This window comes from Parabacteroides sp. Marseille-P3160 (assembly GCF_900162725.1).
Lineage (GTDB): Bacteria > Bacteroidota > Bacteroidia > Bacteroidales > Tannerellaceae > Marseille-P3160.
In genome coordinates, this window is the sequence record NZ_LT799418.1 from 4,122,038 (window position 1) to 4,142,055 (window position 20,018).

Annotated in this window: 18 protein-coding genes; 1 reads left to right on the top strand and 17 read right to left on the bottom strand. The window is 41.8% G+C overall.

All coding sequences use genetic code 11. The features are described from left to right. Window positions 1-40 precede the first annotated feature (40 nt). The gene (locus BQ8014_RS16675; RefSeq protein WP_369808816.1) at window positions 41-835 is read right to left on the bottom strand and encodes an SGNH/GDSL hydrolase family protein; all 795 of its coding nucleotides are present in this window, start codon (window positions 833-835) and stop codon (window positions 41-43) included. 149 nt (window positions 836-984) lie between these two features. On the opposite strand from BQ8014_RS16675, the gene BQ8014_RS16680 reads away from it, so the two are divergent. Next, the gene (locus BQ8014_RS16680) at window positions 985-1,341 is read left to right on the top strand and encodes a thioredoxin family protein (RefSeq protein WP_080906020.1); all 357 of its coding nucleotides are present in this window, start codon (window positions 985-987) and stop codon (window positions 1,339-1,341) included. A gap of 16 nt (window positions 1,342-1,357) precedes the next feature. On the opposite strand, the gene BQ8014_RS16685 is transcribed toward BQ8014_RS16680, so the two are convergent. From BQ8014_RS16685 to BQ8014_RS16765, 16 genes are all read right to left on the bottom strand, one after another. Further along, the gene (locus BQ8014_RS16685; RefSeq protein ID WP_080905346.1) at window positions 1,358-1,990 is read right to left on the bottom strand and encodes a DUF3256 family protein; all 633 of its coding nucleotides are present in this window, start codon (window positions 1,988-1,990) and stop codon (window positions 1,358-1,360) included. Window positions 1,991-1,997: 7 nt separating this feature from the next. Further along, window positions 1,998-2,894: a DMT family transporter gene (locus BQ8014_RS16690; protein WP_080905347.1), complete on the bottom strand. Its 897-nt coding sequence runs from the start codon at window positions 2,892-2,894 to the stop codon at window positions 1,998-2,000. A 15-nt stretch (window positions 2,895-2,909) separates the two neighbouring features. Next, the gene (truA, locus tag BQ8014_RS16695; RefSeq protein WP_080905348.1) at window positions 2,910-3,662 is read right to left on the bottom strand and encodes a tRNA pseudouridine(38-40) synthase TruA; all 753 of its coding nucleotides are present in this window, start codon (window positions 3,660-3,662) and stop codon (window positions 2,910-2,912) included. 54 nt (window positions 3,663-3,716) lie between these two features. Further along, complete coding sequence (gene nagB, locus BQ8014_RS16700; RefSeq protein WP_080905349.1) at window positions 3,717-4,529, bottom strand: glucosamine-6-phosphate deaminase; 813 nt, start codon at window positions 4,527-4,529, stop codon at window positions 3,717-3,719. A 19-nt stretch (window positions 4,530-4,548) separates the two neighbouring features. Further along, the gene (locus BQ8014_RS16705; protein ID WP_080905350.1) at window positions 4,549-5,742 is read right to left on the bottom strand and encodes an FprA family A-type flavoprotein; all 1,194 of its coding nucleotides are present in this window, start codon (window positions 5,740-5,742) and stop codon (window positions 4,549-4,551) included. 4 nt (window positions 5,743-5,746) lie between these two features. Then, window positions 5,747-6,583, bottom strand: a complete 837-nt coding sequence (gene lgt / locus BQ8014_RS16710; RefSeq protein ID WP_080905351.1) for a prolipoprotein diacylglyceryl transferase — start codon at window positions 6,581-6,583, stop codon at window positions 5,747-5,749. Between the two features lie 37 nt (window positions 6,584-6,620). Beyond that, the gene (locus BQ8014_RS16715; RefSeq protein WP_080905352.1) at window positions 6,621-7,517 is read right to left on the bottom strand and encodes a diaminopimelate dehydrogenase; all 897 of its coding nucleotides are present in this window, start codon (window positions 7,515-7,517) and stop codon (window positions 6,621-6,623) included. Between the two features lie 130 nt (window positions 7,518-7,647). Then, a complete protein-coding gene (locus BQ8014_RS16720; protein ID WP_080905353.1) occupies window positions 7,648-8,454 on the bottom strand; it encodes an FAD:protein FMN transferase in 807 nt (268 codons plus the stop codon). A 258-nt stretch (window positions 8,455-8,712) separates the two neighbouring features. After that, window positions 8,713-10,017, bottom strand: a complete 1,305-nt coding sequence (locus BQ8014_RS16730) for a Gfo/Idh/MocA family protein (RefSeq protein ID WP_080905355.1) — start codon at window positions 10,015-10,017, stop codon at window positions 8,713-8,715. A 23-nt stretch (window positions 10,018-10,040) separates the two neighbouring features. After that, window positions 10,041-11,462: a putative oxidoreductase C-terminal domain-containing protein gene (locus tag BQ8014_RS16735; RefSeq protein WP_080905356.1), complete on the bottom strand. Its 1,422-nt coding sequence runs from the start codon at window positions 11,460-11,462 to the stop codon at window positions 10,041-10,043. Between the two features lie 2 nt (window positions 11,463-11,464). Beyond that, window positions 11,465-12,478 (bottom strand): Gfo/Idh/MocA family protein, encoded by a 1,014-nt coding sequence (locus tag BQ8014_RS16740; protein ID WP_080906021.1) that lies wholly within the window; start codon window positions 12,476-12,478, stop codon window positions 11,465-11,467. A gap of 26 nt (window positions 12,479-12,504) precedes the next feature. After that, window positions 12,505-13,845 (bottom strand): sugar MFS transporter, encoded by a 1,341-nt coding sequence (locus BQ8014_RS16745; RefSeq protein ID WP_080906022.1) that lies wholly within the window; start codon window positions 13,843-13,845, stop codon window positions 12,505-12,507. Between the two features lie 151 nt (window positions 13,846-13,996). After that, window positions 13,997-15,148, bottom strand: coding sequence for a DNA-binding transcriptional regulator (locus tag BQ8014_RS16750; protein ID WP_080905357.1), 1,152 nt, complete (start codon window positions 15,146-15,148; stop codon window positions 13,997-13,999). A gap of 254 nt (window positions 15,149-15,402) precedes the next feature. Further along, entirely contained in the window at window positions 15,403-17,205 is a 1,803-nt protein-coding gene (locus BQ8014_RS16755; protein WP_087880522.1) for a beta-N-acetylhexosaminidase, read from the bottom strand. Between the two features lie 31 nt (window positions 17,206-17,236). After that, on the bottom strand, window positions 17,237-18,634 hold the full coding sequence (locus BQ8014_RS16760) for a neutral/alkaline non-lysosomal ceramidase N-terminal domain-containing protein (RefSeq protein WP_200814416.1): 1,398 nt from the start codon (window positions 18,632-18,634) through the stop codon (window positions 17,237-17,239). Next, window positions 18,597-19,976 (bottom strand): DegT/DnrJ/EryC1/StrS family aminotransferase, encoded by a 1,380-nt coding sequence (locus BQ8014_RS16765; protein ID WP_087880561.1) that lies wholly within the window; start codon window positions 19,974-19,976, stop codon window positions 18,597-18,599. The genes BQ8014_RS16760 and BQ8014_RS16765 overlap by 38 nt, the downstream gene beginning before the upstream one ends. Window positions 19,977-20,018 lie beyond the last annotated feature (42 nt).

A 20,018-nucleotide genomic window follows, 5' to 3' on the forward strand; every position in this document is an offset into this window, starting at 1 on the left:
TGCAGCTTCGTCATTTTAAATGTCCGGTAATACATGGAATTCACTTTTCATCACTTAAGCCGGAAAGGATCCGGTAGAGGGCCTTTCCCCAGAAACGGCCAAGGTCGGCTGCACCTTCCACGTTCGGATGGAGATAGAAGATGCCGGAACGTCCGTTTTCGGGAATGAGCTTGTCTTTGTAATTTTCCTTAAAATAATTATAGGCCTCGGTATCGCCCAGATATACGTGACCGGGGTGGGTCTGCCCATAGTCAATCACTAGCTGCTGAAGTTCAGCAGGATAACTATTCAAGCGGTTTAGCCCCTCTTCCAGGTAAGTTGCTCCGTTATGGGTATTCGGACTGTACCAGATCGGATGCTGGTAAACAATCAGGCATCCCGGATAAAGGCGCAATAACTCATCCGTAATGGCCTTCAGGTTGGCATAGTATTGCTGCGGAGAAACCGGGGCGCCGTTCGGCCCTTTTATTGCACTGTCATTCGTTCCCAAGCTGATGGAAAAGACAAGCGTCGCCCAGGAATCGGTGGAGAGCTCGTCCGCCGCTTCCACCACTTTGCGAAAATAGGTTTTGGTTTCGGGTAGAAAATCGACTGTCGTCTTCCCGCTGACTCCCTGATTGGAATATTTGACTTTGGCAATGCCCGGCTGTTCGCGTAGCCAGGCACTGGCTTTCACGGGAGGCGCATTGCCCCGCGGATTCTCGATAATGACTCCCTCCGTTATACTATTGCCGATATAGACAATGTTCACATAACGGGATGTTTCCATATTTTGCGCTCCCACTCCCAGCCAAGTCATAAAAAGGCAAATCAATAAGTACATTCTGTTGTTCATAAGGCATAACAATAAATAAGTCAAAAGATCCGGTTGTAAAAATAGATGCCCGGATAAATAAAATCAATCACACAAAGATATATTTTATGCATCTATTTCCCTACTTTCATGGTTATAATAAAGAAGACAAAATAAAAGAGGAGAAAAAAATGAAACCAACCGTATTATCTACCGCCGATTTTGTAAAGACAATCGGAGACGCGGTCTCTGATCCGAAAAATTGGAAATACCAGGGAAACAAACCCGCTGTCGTGGATTTTCATGCACCCTGGTGCAGCTATTGCAAGCGTTTATACCCGATCCTGGACGAGTTAACGGAAGAATACAAAGATAAAGTAGACTTCTACACCGTCGATGTGGACCAAGAGGAGCCTCTGGAAACAGCGTTCAACATCCGTACGATCCCTACGCTTTTACTCTGTACGCCGGGAGGGTATAAGGAACTGACATTAGGCACGATGCCTAAAAATGAGCTAAAAAAGCTAATTGACGAAAAGCTTCTCTGAAACTGTTAAGCTATTATTATTCAAACCGGCTGGTCTTCCAGCGATAGACTTTAGGCGACTCTTTGAGAAAAGGAGCCACTTTTTCGCGTTCTTCGGCGCTCAGGTAAAGAGGAGTGGTATACTCGGCAGTGAGGGTCAACTCCTCCGCATTTAAGCTATACTTAATCAGATCCACATCCAGGCGGGAAACCGCCTGGATATATCCGACAGAAGCCGTATCGGCGTCCTCGCGAAGGAACCATTCATCTGCTACGGGAGTAAGCAAATCTCCGGCAGGCAACTCTTTCCAGTCGGTAGAATAGAAAGCGACACGGCTATCCGCCACCGGTCCGCTTACTGTCGTGACCATACAGATAATATAGGTGTTATTCACCAGCGGTAAAAGCTTCAGTTCGATAGAACTGCGCTCAGTTAACTGAAGTTGCAAATAATCCGCCGTCAGGTTATTCAATTCCGAAAAGCCGTTCATTGTATTTTTCAACTTCGCTTCCTTCTTATTCTGAAACAAGTCGATTAAATCTTTCCGCCAAGCTTCTTCCAATTGCGGGATCAAGGTATCCGGCATCGAGGTGAATACTTTCGCCATATCCTGTGCCGACACCCAAATAGCACAAAAGGCAAAAACTATCGAGAGAAGGATTCGTTTCATATTTTTTCTATTTCGTCCCCAAATATAGGAATATCATTCCTAACAACACGAGGAAAAGGTCAATTGCCTTGTTCTTTAAGTTTTTTTCATGGAAGAATAGGGCTCCGGCCGCAAAAGTAACCAGCACGTTGCTCCGCCGAACCATCGAAACGATGGCAATCATCGAATCCGGAAAAGTCAGCGCATAGAAATAAACCCAATCGGCAACCGACAGGAAGACCGAGATCAGGAGGATATTCCATTTCCATCGGAAGGGAGTAGACTGCCGGCGCCGCGGATACCACAGGAACAATAAGATTATTCCCATGATGATGCATTGGTAGATATTGTACCAGACCTGCACCGTCATGACATCCATCGACGTCATCAGATGTTTATCGTATAAGCCGCTGATAGCGCCGGTCAGGGCAGAGAGCACCGCAAAGAAAATCCATTTGTTGTGTGAAAAGCAGATTCCCTCCTTTTTTCCCGAGGAGGAAAGAAGATAGAAGGAAGCGATCGAAAGGATCACTCCGATCCATTGGCATAAGTTCAACCGCTCCCCAAAAAGGATAAGGGCTCCGGTAAGGGTCAATACCGGCTGCGTCGCCTTGATCGGGCCGGTGATCGTCAAAGGTAGGTTCTTCACTGAAAAATAGCCGGTGATCCAGGAAGATAAAACAATGACGGCCTTCAGGAGGATCGCCAGGTGAGTCCGGAAAGAGGCCTGAGGCACGTAAAACAAGGTTCCGTCCAGCATATTCGTTGTAAACGACAGGATGATGAACGGAACAAAAATAAGACTGCATGCCAGCGTATTGATAAAGAGTACCGGAATCACAGCGTTATCCGTCAGCGATATTTTTTTATTGATTTCATAACAACCTAACAGAAACGCTGAAACAAAGGCTAATAAAACCCACATATCTTTTTGCTATTTTTATTCCTTAAACAGATGTTCCGGATAAGTAATCCCGGTCAGGAATAAGGCATGTCCCGGCGCCGATGAGCCGGCTTTTCCCCGATCCTTGCATTCGATAACTTTCCGGAAATCCTCCACCGTCATTTTACCCCGTCCCACATCCACTAATGTCCCGACAATGGCGCGTACCATGTTGCGAAGGAAGCGGTCGGCCCGGATCGTAAAAGTCCACAGTTCCCCTTCCCTCGTCCATTCCGCCCGGTCGATGCGGCAATTGTTAGTTTTCACGTCTGTATGCAACTTGCTAAAGCTGGTAAAGTCCGTATATTCAGGCAATACCCTGCAGGCGCAGTTCATTGCTTCCATATCCAATGCTCCATGCAAATTCCAGACAAAAGGATAATTAAACGGATCTTTCCGATCGGTAAGATAATAAGAATAAGTCCGGGAGGTGGCGTCGAAACGGGCATGCGCATCCGGCAGCACCTGCCGGATGCGATAGACAGCAATATCTTTAGGCAATAACCGATTCAATTTCTTCATGAGAAAAGAGAGATCGCCAATTTCCGCTTCCGAATCGAAATGGGCGACCATCAGCCGTGCATGTACGCCGGCATCGGTCCGTCCGGCGCCTACAATAGGCACCGGACGACGCAATAAGGTAGCCAATGCTTCCTCCACGCATTGCTGTACCGTAATGCCGTTGGGTTGTATCTGCCAACCGCAGTAATTCGCACCGTTATATCCGAGATAAATAAAGTATCTGTTCACCTTTTACTTAAATTCCCTGCAAAGGTAAGAAAAAGGCCGGATGCGGACGAATCCTCACGCAAGCAAAGAAGCAGGATTCAGATTTGCTTTCTCTATATCTTTAAAATAATTATATGTTCCGACCTTCAGATCGGCGCAAGCGGCCTCGTCAGCGACAATGATTCCCTTGGGATGCAGTTGCAAGGCGGTAATGGTCCACATTTGACTGACAGCTCCTTCTACGGCTTGTTGCAGCGCACGCGCCTTATTATGCCCATTCACCAGGATCAGGACTTCTTTTGCGTCCAACACCGTACCGACGCCTACCGTCACCGCTGTTTTCGGCACTTTGTCTACGTCGTTATCAAAGAAACGGGAGTTGGCAATGATCGTATCCGTCGTCAATGTCTTTACCCGGGTACGGGAAGACAGGGAAGATCCCGGCTCGTTGAAAGCGATATGCCCGTCGGGTCCGATCCCTCCGAGAAACAAATCGATTCCTCCCGCTTGGCGGATAGCGGCTTCATAGGCGGCGCATTCGGCTTCCAAGTCGGCGGCATTCCCATTCAGTATGTGTACGTTCTCCTTCGGAATATCGATATGACTGAAGAAATGATTCCACATGAATGAATGATAACTTTCCGGATGTCCGTCCGGAAGTCCTACATACTCATCCATATTAAATGTAAGGACATGCTGAAAAGAAATCACGCCCTGTTTGTTCAACTCAATTAACCGCTTGTACATCCCCAAAGGAGAAGATCCCGTAGGCAAACCCAGGACAAAAGGATTGCCTGCCGTCGGAGCCGCTTTTTTAATGCGGGCGGCTACATAATTGGCCACCCATTGGGATAACTTTTCATAATCCGGTTCAATAATCAATCTCATATTTTTTGTGTTTTTAAAGTCAATTATTCTTTAATTTACCGGCCATTTCAGCTCCCAGTGCAATGCAAGCCTCATAAATACTTTCCTTCATGCCTTGCTTTTGTTCGACAGGGGAGCCTACCTGTTCCCATCCGATCTTCTCCTGAAAAGCCGCAAGCCGTTTCACCGCAGCACCCGCCCAGGAGAAAGAGCCGAAATAACCGACGTAACGGTTCTTGATTTCTCGCAACTCCATCTGATGCAACAAGGCGTCAATCGGCGGAAAAAGCTGGTTGCTATAGGTAGGACTGCCGACGACAAGCCCTTTGTATTTGAATACGTCCCGCAAGATATACGAGGCATGTACATTGCTGACATTGTGCATTGCAATATTTTTTATTCCGTTCTCTGCCAGACCGAAAGCAATCGCGTCCGCCATCTGTTCGGTATGACCGTACATCGTTCCGTAAATAATGGTCACGCCCTCTTCTCCTTCATAACGGCTTAATCGGTCATACAGGCCAACCGCTTGCTGAACGTGCTCCCGCCAAACTGGTCCATGGGTGGAGCAGATCGTCTTTATTTCCACACCAGCCAATTTACCCAACACCTTTTGTACCGGCATACCGTATTTGCCTATGATATTGGAGTAGTAACGAATCATTTCACCCCAAAAACGCTGCAGATTGATCTCCGAATCGATAATCCCTCCGTCCAACGTTCCGTATGTTCCGAAAGCGTCGGCGGAAAAAAGCGTCTTTTCCTTCATGTCATAAGTAAACATTACTTCCGGCCAATGTACCATCGGGGCCATAAAGAACTTCAATTCCCGGCTTCCGATCGAAAGGGTATCCCCGTCTTTTACTTCATGCAATCCGTCTTTAATCCCATGGTAGCCGTCCAGCATCCCAAAAGCAATCTTATTCCCTACTATTTTCAGATCGGGATGCTCCTCCTTAAGGAGACGGATACTTCCGGCATGATCCGGTTCCATATGATCGACAACCAAATAGTCGAGTTTTCTCCCACCTAGTGCGTCGGCTACTTTTTTCAAAAAAATATCGGAATAACAGATATCGACCGTATCGATCAATACGGTCTTCTCATCCATGATCAGATAAGAGTTATAAGACACTCCATGCGGCAACGGCCACAAATTTTCAAACCGCTCTTTGGTACGGTCGTTTACACCCACATAATAGACTTTGTCTGTAATCTCTTTTAATTTATACATTATATTATTTAGTTATGGTTACAGTCTTTGACTTTTTATTCGCCCTCCAGACGAAATAAATGCCAGCCAACACAAACGGGATACTCAATAATTGCCCCATATTCAACAACATTCCCGCTTCAAATGCCTCCTGGTCTTCCTTGAGGTATTCAATGAAGAACCGGGCGGTAAAGATGCAAATCATAAAAATGCCGAAGATGAATCCTTCCTTTTTCCATAGCTGCTTCTTAAAATAGAGCCACATACAAAGGACAAAAGTCAGCAGGTAAGCAATTGCTTCATATATTTGTGTCGGATGAGAAGGCTGTGAAAAGATCGGTTCAGCCCCATGCATCCATTGATGCAGATTCTGGATAAAGCGGACTCCCCAGGGATAGTCCGTCGGATGTCCGTAGATCTCATGGTTCATCAGATTTCCCAATCGGATGAACGCCGCAACCAACCCGGTCGGTACGACCAACTTGTCAAAAGCCCACAACATACTCCGATGGGACACCCGCTTGGAGAAAAAGTAGATGGCCACCATAATACCCAAGACTCCTCCATGACTGGCCAGCCCGCCTTCCCATACTTTCAGTATCTCAATCGGGTTCGCCAGATAATATCCGGGAGCATAGAACAGGCAATGCCCGAGCCGGGCGCCGATAATTGTTCCGAAGATCGTATAGAAAAGAAGGGAATCCAACCACGCCGGATTCACCTTCTCCTGTTTAAACATCCGTTCTACAATTTTATAACCAATAGCAAAGCCCAGTACAAAAGCCAGGGCATACCATCGTATTTCTTTCGAACCTATGGAAAAAATAACAGGATCTGCTGTCCAGGTGATGAATGAAAACATACTTTATCTTTTTAATTATATATGGAAAAGACCGGTTTTATACCAGTCTTTTTATTAAATCTTCTTTATCTCCGGGTAAAAGATCAATAACCGGAAGCTCTATCATCGTATAGGCGCCGGGATGTTGCCGGAAACCGGCACGAGCCACGGCAACCAGGATCTGTGCAGTCAGCGCCGGATTGTTGATCTTCATATCAAATTCGATCAACTGGTTTTGCGTTTTCCCGGAGACTCCCTTCCGTACCAGATTGACTCCATGCCCCATATCCAGCAAGGCATCGACGGATTCGACCTGTATCACATGCGTTTCATCGTGTGCAAAATAGGCATCCGATTTAATAGCGGCAGCCACCTGATCAAAAACGTATCCCTCCTTCACTTCAATATAAACCATCCGGCGGTGTACGCCCGTACCCAACGGAATCGTCATACTCAAAGCAGCCTTGACACCTTCAATCGCTTTCACCGCCACAGTGTGCCCCATGCTCATCCCCGGGCCGAAGTTTGTATAGGTAATCCCTTTCGGAACGATTGCTTCCAGCAAGGCGCGTACGACCGAATCGCTTCCCGGATCCCATCCGGCAGCAATAACCGCCACCGCATTATGCGCTTTCGCCACCTCATTCAACGAATGGCGAAGCGAAACGATATCCCCGTGAATATCGAAGCTATCAACCGTATGGATACCCAGCGCCAATATTTCCTTGGCATGTGCCTCCACCTGACGGGTCGGAGTCGCCAGGATTGCAACATCCACCCCGTCCAATTCAGTAATGGAGCCCACAACTTTATAAGGCCTCAACTCGTCCGGAACGTCATCCGGGTTCCTACGGATTACACCTGCTATTTCGAAATCGGGAGCCGCTTCCAACGCCTCCAGTACATACTGGCCTATATTGCCGTATCCGACAATGGCCGCTCTTCTTTTTCCCATTCTTACATTGTCTTTTATTGGGGACACGGTCCGCAAAACCATTCCCCATGATTATCCTTTCATGTTATACTCGCAAACACGACAAAAATAATCATATTTGGACGAATGGCAAACGAAAAGAAATGAATGATTAAGGTAAATCGAATAACAAATATTGATTTATCTGAAAATGCGAGAGAATTTCAGGGATGTTTTCCTTGTCGGCAACCATCAGCGTAGTGGAAAGAATTTCCGCCTCTATTGCATTGGCGGATGAAACGGAAACAACACGGCGCTTTGCTGAATAAAGCCCTGTATGAGGATCTAGAATATGCTTGGTATGAGTAGGCATATTGCCGGAGGTGGACATGGCCGTGTTTTTTAAAAGCATCGTTCCTAAATTTTCCTGTAGAATATACGGATTCGGGATACCGATGCTCCAATTTTCACCATAAGGATGGGTTCCCAGACCTAGAATGGAACTATTGCCAAAATTAATCAAAGCTTGGAAACACTTTTCCCGTTGAAGAATATCCCGGATTTTCTCCAGAGCGTACCCCTTGGCATATCCTCCCAGATCCAACTGAATCCCTTCCTCAAGAAAACGAAGCGTATGTTCCTCCTTATCCAAGTATATTTGCCGGAAATCCTTTAAGGTAATATCAAAATATCCTAAGGATAGTTTATGATATAGTTCGCAATCCAATAGAATATTCCAAAGTTCATCACAAACAGGCACAGGAGTCTCATAAGCTTGCCTGTTTATAAATGAAAGCTCACTTTCCGGATCAAACTTATTCAGAAGCCCGTCCAAACGTATTATCTCTCCGCTCATCCTCTCCCAAATAGCCTTGGCCTCAGCTTCCCCTACATTGAGTATCAGTGCATCCAATCGGGTCCCCATTATATAGGGGAGAGAACCATGAAGCAAGTTCGAGGATTCATAAAAAGCAACCATATAAAATCCTTATCTCCGATGTTTCGAAGAAAAAAGCGAAAAAACAAACAGATAAAGCAAACGAAAAAACAAAAGGACAAAATAGAAGAAGAAACTGAGGCAGACAACCCAAAGAAGTTGGGTATACAACTCTTTCCATTCCGTACCGTAAAAAATGATGGAAAAAAGGTTCAGTAAAAAAGAAAAAAGGAAACATCCTCCCCAAATGATCAATTCCGTACACTGTCTTTTTCGGGTAAATACAATATCTTTCATCGGTTATGCATGGTTTAAATAAGGAATTTTATATTCTTCGGGAAACTCAATGATACGATGTTCTTCCATCGCCTGCAATCCGAGCAAAGCCAAAACGGAAGAATAATAAGCTTCTTCTACCAAAACAGGTATTGGCTTTCCGGTAATCACCGAATCACAAAAAGAAGAAACCAACTCGACCGATCCGTCCCCCACTGCTCCGGTTGTATTAGAACCGTCATGGGTTTTTACATTTTTGACAATATACTCTCCCTGTACGTCAGCAGCCGTTTCGGGAACCCAACTGGGGCCAGCTATCGAAATATTATCAAAAGCCTTATGTTCAATTTGATTAATCAATTGCTGAATGCCGGGAGCCGGTTTCGGCTCTTCGGGGTAATATTTTCCCTGAGCCAGTTCCAATGTGCCGGTATGTCCTAAAATCTGTTCATCCATCCCATAGCGTTTATTCGAAATGATGGATTCAAAGGTCATTTTTACTCCGCTCTCATAATGATAAATGACGTTTACATTATCATATACATCCCGCCCATCTTTCCAGAAAGCCAAATCACCACTTCCCATCACATAGTCAGGAATCGACTTCAAGGCCCACGAACCTATTTGCAATTGATGGGTTGCCAACTCGGTCATTAATCCTCCGGAATACTCTTTATACAGCCGCCAATTGATTTGCCGCTCCAAGGCCGGTTCCGGAACCGGCCGCCGCCAGTCGTTATTCCGGAACCAAAAGTTACGGATACCGACTACTTCTCCGATGCCCCCCTGATGTACCTTTTCCAGAGCCTTAATGTATTTGGCGTCAAAAAGACGCTGTTGCCCGATATAAAGCACTTTACCGGTACTTTTATAAGTATCGTACATCGCCTTGCACTGCTCCAATGTCCGTGCCATCGATTTTTCACAAAATACATGTTTCCCTGCATTCAAGGCAGCAATCGTAATAGGTGCATGTTCATGAAGAGGACAGGCGATCAAAACTCCCTCTATGTCCGGCGACGCCAATACTTCATGATAGTCGGTGTATTTTTTTGCTTTGGGACAAAGAACGCCAGCCTCTTCAAGGTGAGGCGGATAAATATCGCAGAGGGCGACAATATCAGCATTCGGCATTGCCAAAAGGTTATTGATATGATAAAGGCCGCGGGATCCGGTACCGATAATAGCAATTTTCGCCCTTTCCCCTTTCAACTCTTTTTGCTTATCCGTTGCAAATCCTTCCAGCCAGGGCAAACTACTCAATAATAAACCGCCTCCCCCAATTACGCTTAACTGTTTAAAGAAATCTCTTCTGCCTAATTCAGTCATCTTCCAATCCAAAATTATAAAGATTAGTGTTTTTCTGCCGGTAAAGATACAAAATTATGTTGTTCCCGCACACAGTCGGCTTTTTCTTTCGCTAACATTAACGCTTGTGTCGTAATAAAGTACTTTGCTAACATATTGGGAACTTCCCATTCAGGCATGCTTTCTCCTTTCAGGAAGCCAAAATACTTTTCGGCAACTTGTGAGAAATGCGTTTCGTGCCCTTCCCTTATCTCCTGAGGGATGACTATCTCAATAAGGCCGTCTTCATGCTCCTGTAACGAAAGGGACGGGGCATCTTCCTTTTGGAGGAAATGCTCAAGCTGCCTTCTGAAATCTTCTTGCTTAACCTCTTTTGCCTTCCGGATATAAAGCCGGGGAACAGGCCCCTGCTCCTTACCTTGTAAAACGCAAGTAGTCGCTTTCGTTCCCTTTATCACCGAATGAAAAGTATCTCCGGAACCCTCCGGCGCTTCAAAATTCCATGCAACAGCCACTTTCACATAGGTTCCCTTTACCTCATACTCAAAAGAACCATTCGCATAAACATTCAGTAAAGAGTCCTTCACATATTCGGATAAAAAATCCGGGAAATTATCCAAGAGTGTTGACTTCTGAAAATCCGCTCGGCTGATCCGAGTCGGCCAATGACAAGCGTCAAGCACCCGTATCTCTTTCCTGTAATCTAGAATCTGTCCGGGAAAACAACTCCAATGAATCAAATCGATCAAATGGGTTGTTACATCGACAATTCCTTCTCCTTGCTGTTTAACATCATAATACCAGGCCGGACGAACCAAAGGTTTTCCTGAAACCGTCTTGAAGAAATGATGAACACTCTCCATTTGAACGGCAGGATTATCCGGCGAACCTTTCTGCAATTCACCGAACAATTCCTTATCATTAATCAACGAACGATTGATCCGGTTAAGTAAATCGTATCGTTCCGTCATTATATCATATAGTAACACATTATTCCGGGCGGCAACGGCAAATGCTTCCTCCAATTGCCCAAAAGAAGCTGCATCTATAGCCATCGGCTTATCGGCTAAGACATTCAACTTATTTTTAACCGACTCAAGGATGTAGAAGCTTTTATGTTGGTTATTGCCCGCTAATACGACGACTTCCCCCGGCTTATCTTTCAACATTTTCTCAAAGAAATCAGCTCCTTGATAAACAATTTCATTCCAATGAGTAGGTTCTTCTCTCCGTTCATTATACGACTGAATCAAATCTAAATGAGCAGCTAATTCCGCTCCCTCCGGCGCATAAACATAAACATTCGTATCCAATTGTGCTAAGGCTTGTTTTTGCAGGAGAGCGGCATGGAAGTGAGCCGGAGCGACCGTAATCAAACGGATTTTATCGCTCTCTCCCGACCGACGGTCTGATGGCGAATAACAGGCACTCAGAAGAAGGAAGGGTAAAAATAACAAGATACGCATATTCACCACTTCCTTTTTTTCAATATTTTCGCGGCCGCTTTTTCTCCCTTTTGCAAGGTTTCCTGTATGGAAATTAATTTCCCATTGTTCCGTTTGCTTTCATTCGAAGCCTCCATAAAAGCAAAAATCTCGATCGTTTCTTCCGGAGCTATCGGAACAACCTTCGTCTTGAAAAATTTCAGGATTTCTACCAGTAAAACTTCATAACCAGGATATCCTCCGACCGGAACATTTTCTTTTTCACAGAAGGCGGTACCTCCGTAAGCCTGTTTTCCAGCGCGGATCCCCCTAAAGGTGCCAATCCGGCCTCCGTCCCATAATCCGGTTACCACATCCATTCCGTCGGAAGAGACACGGCTCACCTCCTTACAGCCCGTTCCCATCACCGTATAAAGGGTTTCGACTCCATGAATCCCATACCAGGAAAAATCGGCATGGGAAGGTTCTCCGGGCGCGGGAGAATAGCAATCAGCGCCCAAAACCTTTCCGTAAGCTCCATTTTTTATTTTTTGTGTTTCAAGATTATACCTCAAAGAAGAAGATGAGAACATAGGAACATTATATTTTTCAGATAACATAAAAATAGCAAGAGTCTCTACCAAAGTGGCGGCTACCGGTTTATCGATAAAGACCGGTTTACCGCTTTTGAAAACTTCATAAGCCTGCTCCAAATGTAGATTTCCATCATTCGTTTCCAGCATAACAAAATCCACTTTATCCAATAGCTCTGCAATAGACCCTACAATCTCCACTCCGTATTTCTTTGCCTCTTCCGTATAACCAGGAATACGTTTATAACTGTTCTCTATCGTTTTCGATCCGTAAGGATAGGCGGCGACAATACGGAAATCAGCATATTCCGCCTTCTTATCTTCCCCGTTTAGCATCTTTATGAATGCAGGGGAATGGGAGGTGTCCAATCCGATAATTCCGATTCTAAAAACTTTCTGTCCTTGTAATATGCCCAGGGAAAAAAAAGAAAAAAACAATGCAATAATAAAAATCTTAGATTTCATATCAATTTGTTTTGAGATCAACATTATTAAAAATAATCGTATTTCCGTTTTATGACAACAGGCCAAGAATGCATCTTATATCCGTAAGTTGCAAAAAATATCAGATAGATATATCCCGGAATAAGTAGCCAGTAAGCATTTTGTACTCCCCAATGATCAGCCAAATAACCATACAAAACCGGCATAATCCCATTTCCGCACAATCCCATAATCAGTAAAGAGGAACCAATTTTTGTAAAACGTCCTAATCCATGTATGGACAAAGGCCATATACCGGCATATATCAAAGAATTAGGGAATCCCAACGCGCAGAGGAACCAAATAGAGAGATTGGCGGAATGTCCAAAGATAGTAATCGGATGATTTATGAAAATAATTCCCAAAGAAAGGATAAAGCCGGAAATGCAACAGATCTGGAGAGCTTTCGTCTGGGATATATATTTAGGAATTAAGAGAATACCAAGCAAGTATCCTAAGATAGTTGCCGTTAAAGTGTAAGATGGAAAAACTTTAGCCTCCAACAAATTCATCCCCATAGAGCCGGCATAACCAATAATCGTATCGATGGCTATTACTTGTGTTCCTACATGAAAGAAAAGGGCAAGCGCACCTAATATAAGATATGGAAACTGAAAAACCGATTTCTTCCCCATCTTCCCCGTTTCTTCTTTATTACTCTCCTCCGGATTCAAATCAGGCAAAACGGAATAGCGTACGAACAGGCCAAAGCAAAAAAGCAAAACTGACAAGATTGCATAAGGAGGTATAACCCTTCGGATCAACTCATCTAATAATTCGTTTTTAGTTATAGTATCCAGTGTACCGGAATCCAGTAAAGTAAATAATTCACTATCTGTCACTCTCAATACGGCAGCCGCAAAAATAAGGGGAGAAATAATGCCTGCGAATTTATTACAAATACCCATTATACTAATCCGCTTAGCCGCACTTTCGATGGGTCCCACAATGGTAATATACGGATTAGCAGAAGACTGCAGAATTGTCAGGCCGGTGCCAATAATAAACAAACCGGTTAGAAAAATCCCATAAGTACGAGTCAACGCGGCCGGAATAAACAGCAAGGAACCGATTGCCATACAAAAAAAACCATATACCATTCCTCGCTTATAACCCAGTTTTTTCAAAAGAAAAGCGGAAGGTATAGACAAGATCAGATAAGCGATATAAAAAGCAAATGTCACGAAATACGACTCGAAATGGGTCAACTCGCAGGCAATCTTAAAATATGGAATCAAGATTGCATTCACCCACGAAACCAATCCGAAGATAAAAAACATAGCTCCGATAATCACTATCGGAATTGCCGTTGTATGTTTAGAAGCGAGCTGACCTGTCGGATGATTCATAATAAAAAGATTTTTAAGTTTATTCCATAAGAATTTGTTCGTCGTACAATTACATTTTTTTGATAAAGCAAAAATAAGCTGATAGGCATATAATACCCCCTCTAAACACGAAACAAAATCTTCAATAAACGTCAATTAGGAATAAAAGACTTCATTTTGACCGATATTTCTTTCTATATTCCGCAGGAGAAAGATCCTTATATTTCTTAAATACACGGGAAACATTCTTATAATTATCAAAACCGGATAGAAAAGCCGCATCCAATAAGGAGGAATCGGTAGTTAATAATAAACGGGAGAATTGCTCGATCCGGCAATTCTGTATATATTGATATAAAGTAATGCCTGTTTCCTCTTTAAATTTTTTCTCTAAAACCCGGCGGGAAAGAGGAACTTTTTTCAACAGATCCTTCACAGAAATAGCATTGGAAAAATTTTCCTCTATATATTCCATTACCATTTGAATATATTTATCTGAAATAATATACTTTTCCGTAGACCCCCGACACTCGATTCTCAAGGGGTCAATAACAATATTTACGGGTTCTATATTCTTTTCATTAATCAACCGCTGGAGCAATTCACCGACCCTATATCCTCCATTTTCCACATCCAATACAATAGAAGAAAGAGAAGGATCCGATATATTGCATAATAATTCATCATTATCCACACCCAAAACAGCTATTTCTCCCGGAATATCGATATCATATAAATTACAAGTTTCAGAAACCTGTAAGGCATAATAATCATCACATGCAAATAGAGCGACAGGTTTAGGCAACGCCATCAGCCAGTTGCCTAAACCTGTATGATTATAATTCCATTCCTCCTCATTCTTATTATTCTCAAGTGTGGATAAGTAATAATGATGCTTTTCTATTTCCTGCCTGTAACCATCCAGACGCTCCCTCGACCAGATAGCATCTTTAAAGCCATAGAAGGCAAAATTCCGGTAACCCCTTTTCAAGAAAAAACCAGCGGCCATTACTCCCGTACTAAAATAATCCCCGGTAAGATTAGAAACTGCTTGGTTTCGATCCTCATAATTTTGAACAACTACTGGAATATTCAATTCCTTAAATAAATCGATATCCACCTCATTGAGTTGAGCTACGATCGCATCCGCTTTCCATCTTTTAACATACTCCAGTACCCCACGTTCCCCATGCATCAGACTATAATATAAAGGCATCCGCTGCAAGGACCATGAGCCGACCCCTTTTGCATATCTCACCAATCCCTTCAATAAATCCCTGCTATATCCACTGGAATAATCTGTCAACAATAAGATCTTAGCCATAACTATTCTTATAGAGAATTATCATCAAAAATAGCAATTTAAAAAGTGAAAAGACATATTATTTAGAAAATAAAATTCCCGTTTGATAAAAGTCTATAATAAGTAGAATAGCTATTCTGTTTATTGATATTAATTTAAGATAAAGATTTACTCTTTTGTGTAAAACAAAAATATTTATATATAAATAGAATGCCCAAAAACCGGCAATGATAATGTTCAATTGAATAGATGATCTTTTCCATACTAGTAATTAACTAACTTTCATCTGTTACTGTATATATTCCACTCCTTCTGCCCGAAGGCAAAACGAGTATACAGTTTACATGAATGCCAGATACTTTAAGAGGGAGCATCAAAGGGCCTGTATATAGCTTACCGGTAACTGAAGGGTCAGATCCATCTGTTGTGTAGTAAATTCTTGCTCCTTCTACCAATGGAATCAAATCGATGATCGCCTTTCCATCCTCAACACTCACTTTATTCAGTCCTGCTGGTTCAGGAATACGAAAAGGTATACCTCTTCTATCTAGCTCCGCTAATATAGGGGGTAGTCGGTTCAAAAAAGAATTATAATCTTTTTTGGATGCGGATGACCAACCTATTTCAGCCAATGCTAAAGCTCTTGGATATGTCATATAATAGACCATGGCTTCTGAATGAATATATTCCATCCATATATTTCCTTGAACCCCCTTTATATATTTCTGTTGTTCTTTTGTTATTTGTGGAGTGAAAGGCTCATAGTTATAGACCTTTGAAAGAGGAAGGTAACCTCCTATATTAAAAGGTTCATTAGCTCTATCCAAAGATTGATAATAATCAAAATACAGATAACTATTAGGACTCATAATCACATTATGTTCCATACTCGCAGCATCAATGCCCCCCTTTTCTCCTCTCCAACTCATCACGGTTGCATTCGGAGCCAATCCTCCTTCCAAAATTTCATCCCAACCAATAATCTTTTTGCCTTTACTATTGATGAATTTTTCGATGCGTTGAATAAAATAACTCTGCAGTTCATGTTCATCTTTTAATTTCTCTTGTTTAATAAGGGATTGACATTTCTCACATTCCTTCCATCTTTTCTTCGGTGCTTCATCTCCTCCAATATGAATATATTCGCTCGGAAAAAGGTCTATAATCTCCGTTAATACATCTTCCAAAAACTCAAAGGTTTTTTCATTTCCAGCACAAAATATTTCATCTTTGATGCTCCATTGGAGAGGAACCGCAAAAGGTCCTGCTGTACAAGACAATTCAGGAAAAACAGATAAAGCCGCCATCGCATGCCCGGGCATTTCTATCTCAGGAATTATTGTTACTTGACGATCTGCCGCGTATTGTATAATTGACTTTACCTGCTCCTGTGTATAGAAACCGCCATGAGGTATTCTATCTTGATTATTGGGATCACGTGTTTTTTGTGTACTGCTGCGCCATGCACCTTTCTTCGTTAATTCAGGATATTTTTTAATTTCAATACGCCATCCTCCGTCTTCCGTCAAATGCCAGTGAAATGTATTAAGTTTATAATAGGCCATTAAATCAATAAACTGTTTGATATATTCTTCAGAGAAAAAGTATCGTCCAACATCCATCATTAGCCCGCGATAAGCAAAGCGGGGTTCATCTTTAATAACAACATAGGGAAGGATTAACTGCCCAGAATTATTTTTAGAAATTAATTGCAAAAGAGTTTGAGTCCCATAAAAGATCCCGGCCTCTCCTCCTCGAATAGAAATACCTTTATGGTCTATTATCAGGCAATAAGCTTCAGGTTTCATCGAGTTATCCACCGTCAATTGAATTGAATTTTTTCCGGCGGCTCCATTTTTCAAACTGATTCCATAATTTGCAAACAAAAAATCATTTAACAATAATGCAGTCTTTCCCACTTTAGCAGGATAATGCAAGCGAGTGGATTCAGAGAATATAAAATCACCGGAATTAATTTCAACCTGATTGGGCTCCGGAATCAGGGAAACTTTCTGCGCTTGTCCCCAACAAGCAAAAGACATTATTGAGAGTAACAAAAACACAATATACTTTACCATTACTTTTTATGTTAAAATTAATTATCAAATGCTATTCATAGGCCAACTTTTTTAAACCACTAATTATAAGAGGTTCAATTTGTTTATCCCATTTTGCAGGTAAGCCATATACACGCTGTGAGATATCACCTTCATACCCTCCTTCCTCAATAACTGCTGAGGAGGGAATATAAGATACAATATCGTTGGCATACGCCATAAGGAAAATTTCTTGTCCATATAATTCTTTTAACTGAATACTATAAGAAACTAGAACTTCCCCTCCCATTACAAATAATGATTGGCTTCCTATTTTCCAATATTGTATTGGATATGGATAAGTTTTTATAAATGAACCTTTTTTTTCATATTCGGCAATCATTCCCTTTGCCCATCGCGCCTGATAATCATTTTCTTTTGAAATTTCCTGTAATTGTTGCATAGATAAAGGATTATCAAGAGGAAGATCTATTTCATTATATTTATTCGTTAGTATACTTTCCTGATTATCCATTTTATCAGACAAAACACTCTCTACTGCTGCGGCCAATTGTTTTCCATATTGTATCGCTAACGGAATAGTACGTCTTGGCAAAGGATTTTGATCAGCACCTGCCCCTTGAAAGAACATTGCTACTGTCCCCGGATACAATTTCTCCAATTCTATTTGGGCAAAGCCCGGATAATCACCTGAAAATCGATTGATTGACAATGTAGTAGGGTGGCATGCATAACCGAAAATAACGGCTATTAAACTTTTATCCAATCCTTCCACCTTAATTACAGGAACAGCATAGTCGTTAGGCCCACATAAATTAGTTGTTGATGTCAATTGATTTTCTTTATTATTGCGTCTGTTTACCTGAAAACGTGCAACTCCATTTTTTGTATAGATCCTTGCATATTTCATATTTTCCATTGATTCTCCGACTAATTGAAAAAGCATTTTTTCTAATCTTTCGGTATATTGATCTACTTTTTTCCAATCATCAGAATTCATTGGATAAATATATTCTAAAGCTCTGGAGACAACCGGACCTGAATGAGTATGGGAACAACTTAATACAATTTGTGATCTGTCCAGACCATATTTTTGTTTGATTTTATTTCTCAATTCATCCGAAAAATTTTTAGGAATCCCTAATAAATCCATTGTTATTAATATAGCGCGATGCCCCCGCGCATCTTCTATCATGAGAGCCTTTGCCCACAAATCATGTATTTTACCTTCAGACGGAGATACTCTATTTGCATAACCACCCATCCAGACTGAAGCAACAGGAGTAATATTTTTACAAGCGACTCCTACTTTCCATATATTATTACTACCAAAAGTCTGTTGCTTCGAGAAGAATATCCCTCCAAGAAATAAAATGGAAAAAACAAAAAGATTATTTAATCTCATCTTGAATCTATATTGCTTTATTTTTAAATTTTCTGACAATTTCATCAGCATTATTATATATCTTTTCAATTGCATTTGCAATATTATCCATGGATGATTCATCGCCTAATAATAAGTTTTGTGTCAGCCATATTGCTTCTTCATTACATATGAGGTCATTCATCGGACACATATTCTTATCTAGAAAATTCTCATAATTCAAATCTTCTTTAGTATATACTTTTTGATACAATTTAGACTCGAAAGCTGCTTTGATAAATGGTTGAGTATGTAACGGAGTATAGCCAGAAGAACAGGGAATTCCTTCTGCCCTCAACGAGTCCATAAACAAACTTCGAGACATTCCCTTAAATTTATTCTTATTATATAGTAGCGGGAATAAATGAAATACGGCTTTAGTTGTTTCCGGATACAATTTAGCCGGAGATATACCGGATATAGCTTTTATCTTCTCCGATAAATATTTCGCATTTTTCCATCTAATATTTGTATCTCTTTCCAAATTTTTCATTTGAACAAGTCCTATAGCCGCTTGATATTCGGTAAATCTTATTTTAGAGCCTACCATGAAAGGTCCGCTGCTAACGCTTCCTACTTGCGTACCATAAGGTAATCCTAAATTGTGATATGAGAAACACCTATCCATAAATTTCTCATCATCACTAACAATTGCTCCTCCTTCACCAATCGGCATATTTTTTGACGTTTGAAAACTGAAACATCCCGCATGCCCGATAGAACCCACTCTTTTCCCGTTGACTTCAGCCAAATGAGCCTGACAAGCATCTTCTATTACGATCAGGTTATGTTTCTTTGCAATAGCCATTATTTTAGTCATATCCGCGGGAATGCCTAAAATATGTACCGGTAAAATGGCTTTGGTTCTTGAAGTGATTTTTGTTTCAATTTTTGATGGATCTATCTGAAAAGTTTCAGGATCAATATCTACAAAAACGGGCAAAGCTCCATTGATCAATATAGCTTGAACAGTCGCTACAAATGTATAAGGCGGCACAATAACTTCATCACCCGGTCCTATATTAAACTGTGCTATCGAGGCAATGAGCGCATTGGTTCCATTTACAACCGAGAGACACCTTTTTGTCCCGATCAATTCAGCCCATTTTTTTTCAAATTCGCCAGTAATTTTCGATCTTGACCAAATTCCACTACGCAATACTTTTAAAACACTTTCATCATAATCAGGAGATCTCCACACTGGCCAATTGGGCCATAAATCAAGATGGGATTTAGCTCCGCCTAATATTGCAGGTAATCGACTATCTCCTTTTGTTTGTCCCCATATATATGAATTATTTAAGCCTGAAATAGTTAATACACTTACTCCACTTAATATTGTCTTTTTTATAAATTTGCGTCTATTCATCTCTTGATAATTTTTATTTATTGTATATTTTATCATTTTTAG